Source organism: Flavobacterium sp. WG21 (assembly GCF_000335775.1).
In the GTDB taxonomy this organism is placed as follows: Bacteria; Bacteroidota; Bacteroidia; order Flavobacteriales; family Flavobacteriaceae; genus Flavobacterium; species Flavobacterium tructae.
Genome location: NZ_AMYW01000023.1, coordinates 78,412 through 85,259, shown reverse-complemented (window position 1 = coordinate 85,259; position 6,848 = coordinate 78,412). Strand labels below are relative to the sequence as shown.

Here is a 6,848-nt window from a genome sequence, read left to right as displayed (position 1 = left end):
GGCTGTATGGTTGATTCTTGTAGGGAATGTGAGCATTGTAAAGGCGATTTAGAGCAATTTTGTGATGCCGGCAGTACTTTAACTTTTAATTCTCCGGATACGCATTTAGGCGGTCAAACGTTTGGAGGGTATTCACAAAGTATTGTAGTTGATGAGAATTATGTGTTGCATATTTCTGATAAATTAGATCTTGCAGGTGTTGCGCCATTGCTTTGTGCAGGTATCACAACCTATTCACCATTAAGACACTGGAATGTAGGTCCCGGGCAAAAAGTAGGGATTGTTGGTATTGGCGGTCTAGGGCATATGGGAATCAAATTAGCGAAAGCAATGGGAGCTCATGTGGTTGTTTTTACAACTTCATTGTCTAAAACCGAAGATGCAAAACGTTTAGGGGCAGATGAGGTGGTACTGTCTACAGATCCTGAGCAAATGGCGAAATACACTAAAAGCCTGAATTTTATTCTGGACTGCGTGTCGGCAGAACACAATATTGATGCTTATTTAAATCTGTTAAAAGTGGATGGAACGCTGACTTTGGTTGGTGCTCCGATGGAACCTCTTCCGGTAACTTCGTTCAGTCTTTTATTGGGAAGAAGAAGTTTTGCGGGTTCTGCTATTGGCGGGATCAAGGAAACTCAGGAAATGCTTGATTTTTGTGCTGAACATAACATTACTGCCGATATTGAATTGATTGGCGTAAACGAAGTAAATGATGCTTATGAAAGGCTGTTAAAAGGAGATATTAAGTATCGTTTTGTAATTGATATGGCTTCTTTATAGTTTTTTTTAAGGTTCTGAGGTACTAAGTTGCTGAGATGCTAAAGTTTATTGAAACGGTGTAACCTGATGTGAAAAACAAACCCCTTAAGGAATTTATTTCTTAAGGGGTTTGTTGTTTTTTGGAGAGAATGGGTGATGAGTTGAAGGGGTATTTATGCTTTAATTTTTAGGGTGGAATGGAATAAATTAACCTGAATATTGATGTTCAAAGAAGAGGTATTTGTTTGATATAAAATAGGGTTAAAGAAATGAGGTTATTGAGAATAAAAAGGGCTGTTTTTTGATACTGACAGTTTGTCTTGTTGTGTTTTGTTTTTGTTTTGAATTGTTTTATTTCCAGTGTTTTAGGTTTGTTTTGTTAAATTGCAACTTTATGATTGTTTTTTGATCAAAACGATTTAGAAATGAAACAAAAAAGCCGGAAGAATTTTAGTTTTAACTCTAATTTCTTCGGAGAAAAAACACTCTTTTGAGGAAAAAAAATGCTTGAGGTTTTAAATTTTAAATTTTGTCAAAGGGAACAATATGGCTTCAAAATAAATTCCGTTGAATGTGGTTTTAATTGCTTGTTGATGAGTTTTTTAAGTAATGCTAAGTGTAGAAGCTTTGAGAGAAAGGTTATTGCTTTAATAGTATTGTTTTTTTTATTTAATAGTTGCAATAGTGGTTTTTAAATATAAAGTATAAGTTTTGATTAATGATTATAACTTATTTAATAATAGTAATCTATGTTTTATTTCTGTGATTTTTAAAAATAATATTCAACACCTAACAACATCGTTTTTTAGTATAAGCAAAGAATATAAAAGTGAAATACATTTCTCTCACATGGCTGATGTTTGATAAGGAAATGGGAGGCTTTTACTTTATTGTAGAAAAGTGTGTCTTGGTTCGAAGGAATAAATTTTAGAATGAAATGTTAATTGTTGTTAAAGTTGACTAAATTTTTGAATCAGCGGTATCGTTTTTTTAAGAAAGTAATTTTGATATACAGGGGATTTTGTTAATTTTTTTGATTCGTCTGTCTTTTTTTAGAAACATCAAATTCAATAATTCAGTTTTTCAATTGAAATAAATACTATTTTTGTGTCGTGAAATGGATAACAATCATATTATCGATTTATTTAATGGCGCTTTCCAATATGCCTTGTGCAGATATGGAAATCAATAGTGCTGCTCACAAAACAGCTCAGTTTTCTTCTGAAGCCAATCACACACACGATAAAGACAATGATTTATGCTCGCCTTTCTGTGCGTGCAATTGTTGTGGAGCGCAGGTTTTAAGTTATCAGACTTTCTTAAGCTTTGATTTCCCTGTTGCGCATTCCATCATCTCAATTCCATTACCCAACTACAATTCTGTTTTTGCTTCCAGTTTCTACGGAAGTGTCTGGCAGCCCCCACAAATAGCATAATGATGCCCACCCGATAAGTCGGAATGTGGGTTAGAGCGTTGCGGATCTTCCGCAGTATTTAAATAGGCAACACTTTGCCTCATTTCTCACATCATTATATCATTAAAATGTTAGATAAAATCATACAGTTTAGTATAAAGAATAAGTTCGTTATACTATTATTAACTCTTGTATTAATAGCCTGGGGAAGCTATTCGATCAAACAATTACCCTTAGACGCTTTGCCTGACGTAACCAACAATCAGGTGCAGATTATTACCACAGCACCTACTTTGGCCAGTCAGGAAGTCGAACAATTAATTACCTATCCTTTAGAGCAGGCCGTAAAAACAGTTCCGGATATTATAGAACTCCGCAGTATTTCACGTTTCGGATTATCAGTAGTTACGGTCGTTTTCGAAGACGATGTGAACATTTATTGGGCCAGGGAACAGATATTTCAACGTCTTAAACAAGCCGAAGAGAATATCCCGGCTTATGCCGGCTCCCCTGAATTGGCCCCAATCAGTACCGGTTTAGGAGAAATCTATCAGTACGATGTCTATGCCAAAAAAGGCTATGAAGACAAATACGATGCTATAAAACTGCGTACCATTCAGGACTGGATCATTATCCCGCAATTGCAGGGTATCAAAGGTGTAGCCGATGTAAGTACCTGGGGTGGAAAACTAAAGCAATACGAAATTGCCGTAAATCCAAATACACTGAACAGTTTGGGAGTTACCATCACAGAGATTTTTGATGCACTCGAAAAAAACAATCAAAATACAGGAGGTGCCTATATCGAAAAAGACCAGTTTGCGTACTTCATTCGTGGTGTTGGTATGGCGAAAGGAACCAAAGACTTAGGAAATGTAGTAGTGAAAAACCGAAATGGTTCGCCCGTTTTGGTTCGTGATGTAGCCGAAGTTCGCGAAGGTGTTGCCTTGCGTTACGGAGCTTCAACGAAAGATGGAAAAGGGGAAATTGTTTCCGGAATGGTTTTGATGTTAAAAGGAGAAAACTCCAGCGCCGTAGTCAATAGAATTCATGAAAGAATGATTCAGATCAATAAAAGTCTGCCCGAAGGAGTTGTTGCCGAGGCTTTTATCGACAGAGGAAAGTTAGTAGACAGCGCAATTGGAACCGTTTCAAAGAACTTATTAGAAGGAGCTTTGATCGTTATTTTTGTACTAATCTTATTTCTGGGGAATCTTCGTGCAGGCTTAATTGTAGCTTCAGTTATTCCACTGGCCATGCTTTTTGCCGTTATTTTAATGAATGCTTTCGGCGTAAGCGGAAATCTGATGAGTCTTGGGGCAATCGACTTTGGAATTATCGTTGACGGAGCTGTAATTATTGTGGAAGCCACCATGCACCACTTGCAGCAGCTCAAACGCAAGAAAGCGTTAACGCAAAATGAAATGGATGCCGAAGTGTACAATTCGGCTTCGAAAATCAGAAACAGTGCTGCTTTTGGGGAAATCATTATCCTGATCGTGTATCTGCCAATTCTTGCTTTGGTTGGAACTGAAGGTAAAATGTTTAAGCCGATGGCGATGACAGTAGGTTTTGCAGTTGCAGGAGCCTTTATTCTTTCTTTGACTTACGTACCGATGATGAGTGCGATGTTCTTATCTAAAAGTACTGAACACAAAGAAAATTTCAGCGACAGAATGATGGCGTGGCTAGAAGCTGTTTATACACCATTTTTGAAAAAAGCACTACAGTTTAAAAAGGTAGTTTTAGGTGTATCGCTGGGTTTATTTGCCCTTGGTTTAGTTGTTTTCAATTCAATGGGAGGAGAGTTTATACCAACCATCGAAGAAGGTGATTTGGCTATAAATGCAACTATCATGACCGGAAGTTCGTTAACCCAGATGGTGGAAACTACTACGAAATACGAACAGATCTTAAAAGCTAAATTTCCTGAGATTAAAACCATCGTAACCAAAATTGGAAGCGGGGAAATTCCAACCGATCCGATGCCTATCGAAAGTGGTGATTTGATCATTGTTTTGAAAGATAAAAAAGAATGGAAAGGCAAATATGACAACTGGGAAGATTTAGCCAATGCCATGAAAAAAGAAATGGAAGTCATTCCGGGAGCCAATATCGAGATCTCTCAGCCTATTCAGATGCGATTTAACGAATTAATGACCGGAAGCCGAAGTGATATAGCCATTAAGATTTTTGGAGACGATCTGGAGATTCTGGACGCTAAAGCAACAGAGTTAATTTCGAAAATTAAAAGTATTGAAGGAATAGGCGATTTAAAAGCCGATAAAGTAACCGGTTTACCGCAAATTACGGTGAAATACGACTACAATAAAATCGCTTTATACGGATTGAATATTTCAGATATCAATCAAATTATACGTTCATCTTTTGCGGGAGAAAGTGCCGGAAAAATCTATGATGAAAGCAAAAGGTTTGATGTTGTAGTGCGAATGAATGAAAACAATCGTGCCGATATTACAGATGTGAGCAATTTGTTCATCCCATTGCCTAACGGACAGCAGGTACCGCTTTCGCAAGTGGCCACAGTCGAGTACGAGCAAGGGCCAGTACAGGTAATCCGTGAAAACGGAAAACGCAGAATCACGGTTGGACTAAACGTTCGTGGCCGTGATATCAAAAGTGTGGTAGAGGAAATTCAACAAAGACTGGATAAGGACTACAAACTTCCGGCAGGGTATTATGTAACCTACGGAGGTCAGTTTGAAAATTTAATCGAAGCTACTAAACGACTTTCGGTAGCGCTTCCAATCGCTTTAGGATTGATATTGGTGTTACTGTATTTTACTTTTAAAAGCTTCAAGCAGGCCGGATTGATTTTTACAGCCATTCCATTATCAGCAATCGGGGGAGTTTTTGCACTCTGGATGCGCGGAATGCCGTTTAGTATTTCGGCAGGTATTGGTTTCATTGCTTTGTTTGGAATTGCGGTTTTAAACGGAATTGTATTGATTTCATATTTCAATCAGCTCAAAAAAGAGGGAGTTTTTGATCCGCTGCAACGAGTTCTAATTGGGACCAAAACCAGATTGCGTCCGGTTTTAATGACTGCTGCCGTAGCTTCGTTAGGATTCTTGCCAATGGCATTGTCTACAAGCGGAGGAGCAGAGGTACAAAAACCTTTGGCAACCGTAGTAATTGGCGGATTAGTCTCAGCAACATTATTGACATTAATTGTTTTGCCAATTCTGTATTTGTTGTTAGAGAAGAAGTTTAACGACAAAAAAGATAATTAGATAATTACTGATTAGTGTAAAATGATTTCTCTTGCAGATTTAGCTGATTTTACGAGAGGAAGGAATAATTTTTCATGCAGGTTTAAACAGATTACATATAAAAAGTAAAAATCTGCTCAAGCAGCAAAATCTGCGAGAAACAAAAAATATAAAAATGAAAAACATACTAAAGCATATAAACACAAGCTCCTTTGCGCACCTTGCCAAAGATGCATTTCGTGCTTTGCGGTTAAACAAGCTGGCACTAGCACTCTTGTTTGTAACGACACTAACAACAGCACAGCAAAAAATCAGTCTCGAAAAAGCAATCGAACTGGCAAAATCAAACAACATTGATTTGAAGATTGCCGATAAGGAAATTGAAAAACAGAACGTTTTGAAAAAGACGGCATTTCAGGCAGATCCGCTTCAGGTGCAATACCAGGGCGGGCAGTTCAATAGTGCCGATTGCGACCATAATGTTTCCGTACAACAGTTTTTTCCGTTAGGGAATGTCACAAAAGCCAATCGACAATTGCAGGAAGAATTAGCAAAACTGGCCGAAAAACGAAAAGCGTTATCGACTTATGAAGTAGAAAAAGCCGTTACTCTTGCCTATTATCAATACCTGTACGGCGTTTCCATTCAAAAGCTAAACTCAGAACTGAATGAAATTTATACCAAATTCCTGAAGAATGCTGAGCTTCGTTTTAAAACCGGAGAAAGCGGAAATATTGAAGTGATTAGTGCAAAGGCAAAAGTAAAAGAGATTGAAACTCAAAAAGCACAGATAGAATTTGATTTAGCGATTTACCAAAAGCAGCTGCAGTTTTTTGTACAAACGGATGAGAGTATCATTCCGGACGATCAAACTACATTGCAATATGCAATTGTGAAAGAAGACGGAACCTCGAAAGCAGAGACTATAACAACCGATTTTTATCAGCAGCAAATTTCGGTGTATCAAAAAGAAGCCAATACACACAAAGCCATGCGAACACCAAAAGTTGGATTGGGATATTTTGCACAAACGATCAACACGCAATCCTTGTTTCAGGGTTTTACGGCGGGATTGCAGATTCCGTTGTTTGGAGGGGTAAATACAGCAAAAGCTAAGGCTTCGGCAATCAGTATTTCGCAGTCGCAATTGGCTTTGGACAAAAACAAGCTGACACTGAATCTACAAAAACAGGAATTGCAAAACAATTTCGAGAAGCAGCAAAAAGCAATGGACTATTTTCAAAAAGAAGGATTGCAGTATGCCGATCAGATTATTAGTACGGCCCAGAAAAGTTATGCCAATGGTGATTTGAGTTATTGGTCGTACATCAGTTTCTTAAATCAGGCAATTGATATTAAGAAACAATATACAGAGGCCACGCACAACTTTAATCAAAGCGCAATCGAATTGCAATTTCCAACCATCAAAAACAATTAA

4 protein-coding genes are annotated in these 6,848 nt (G+C 37.7%); all 4 read left to right on the top strand.

The genetic code is table 11. The features are described from left to right. Positions 1–783: NAD(P)-dependent alcohol dehydrogenase (locus tag C245_RS0115920; RefSeq protein WP_026110107.1), on the top strand; the 783-nt coding region annotated here is incomplete at its 5' end. 1,091 nt (positions 784–1,874) lie between these two features. After that, the gene (locus C245_RS0115915) at positions 1,875–2,198 is read left to right on the top strand and encodes a DUF6660 family protein (RefSeq protein ID WP_035746830.1); all 324 of its coding nucleotides are present in this window, start codon (positions 1,875–1,877) and stop codon (positions 2,196–2,198) included. Between the two features lie 107 nt (positions 2,199–2,305). Continuing rightward, entirely contained in the window at positions 2,306–5,431 is a 3,126-nt protein-coding gene (locus C245_RS0115910; RefSeq protein ID WP_017497606.1) for an efflux RND transporter permease subunit, read from the top strand. A 154-nt stretch (positions 5,432–5,585) separates the two neighbouring features. After that, positions 5,586–6,848: a TolC family protein gene (locus C245_RS0115905; protein WP_017497605.1), complete on the top strand. Its 1,263-nt coding sequence runs from the start codon at positions 5,586–5,588 to the stop codon at positions 6,846–6,848.

Coding starts and splice junctions, on each gene's coding strand:
- C245_RS0115910 (WP_017497606.1), top strand. CDS start 2,306: ATGTTAGATAAAATCATACAGTTTAGTATAAAGAATAAGTTCGTTATA.
- C245_RS0115905 (WP_017497605.1), top strand. CDS start 5,586: ATGAAAAACATACTAAAGCATATAAACACAAGCTCCTTTGCGCACCTT.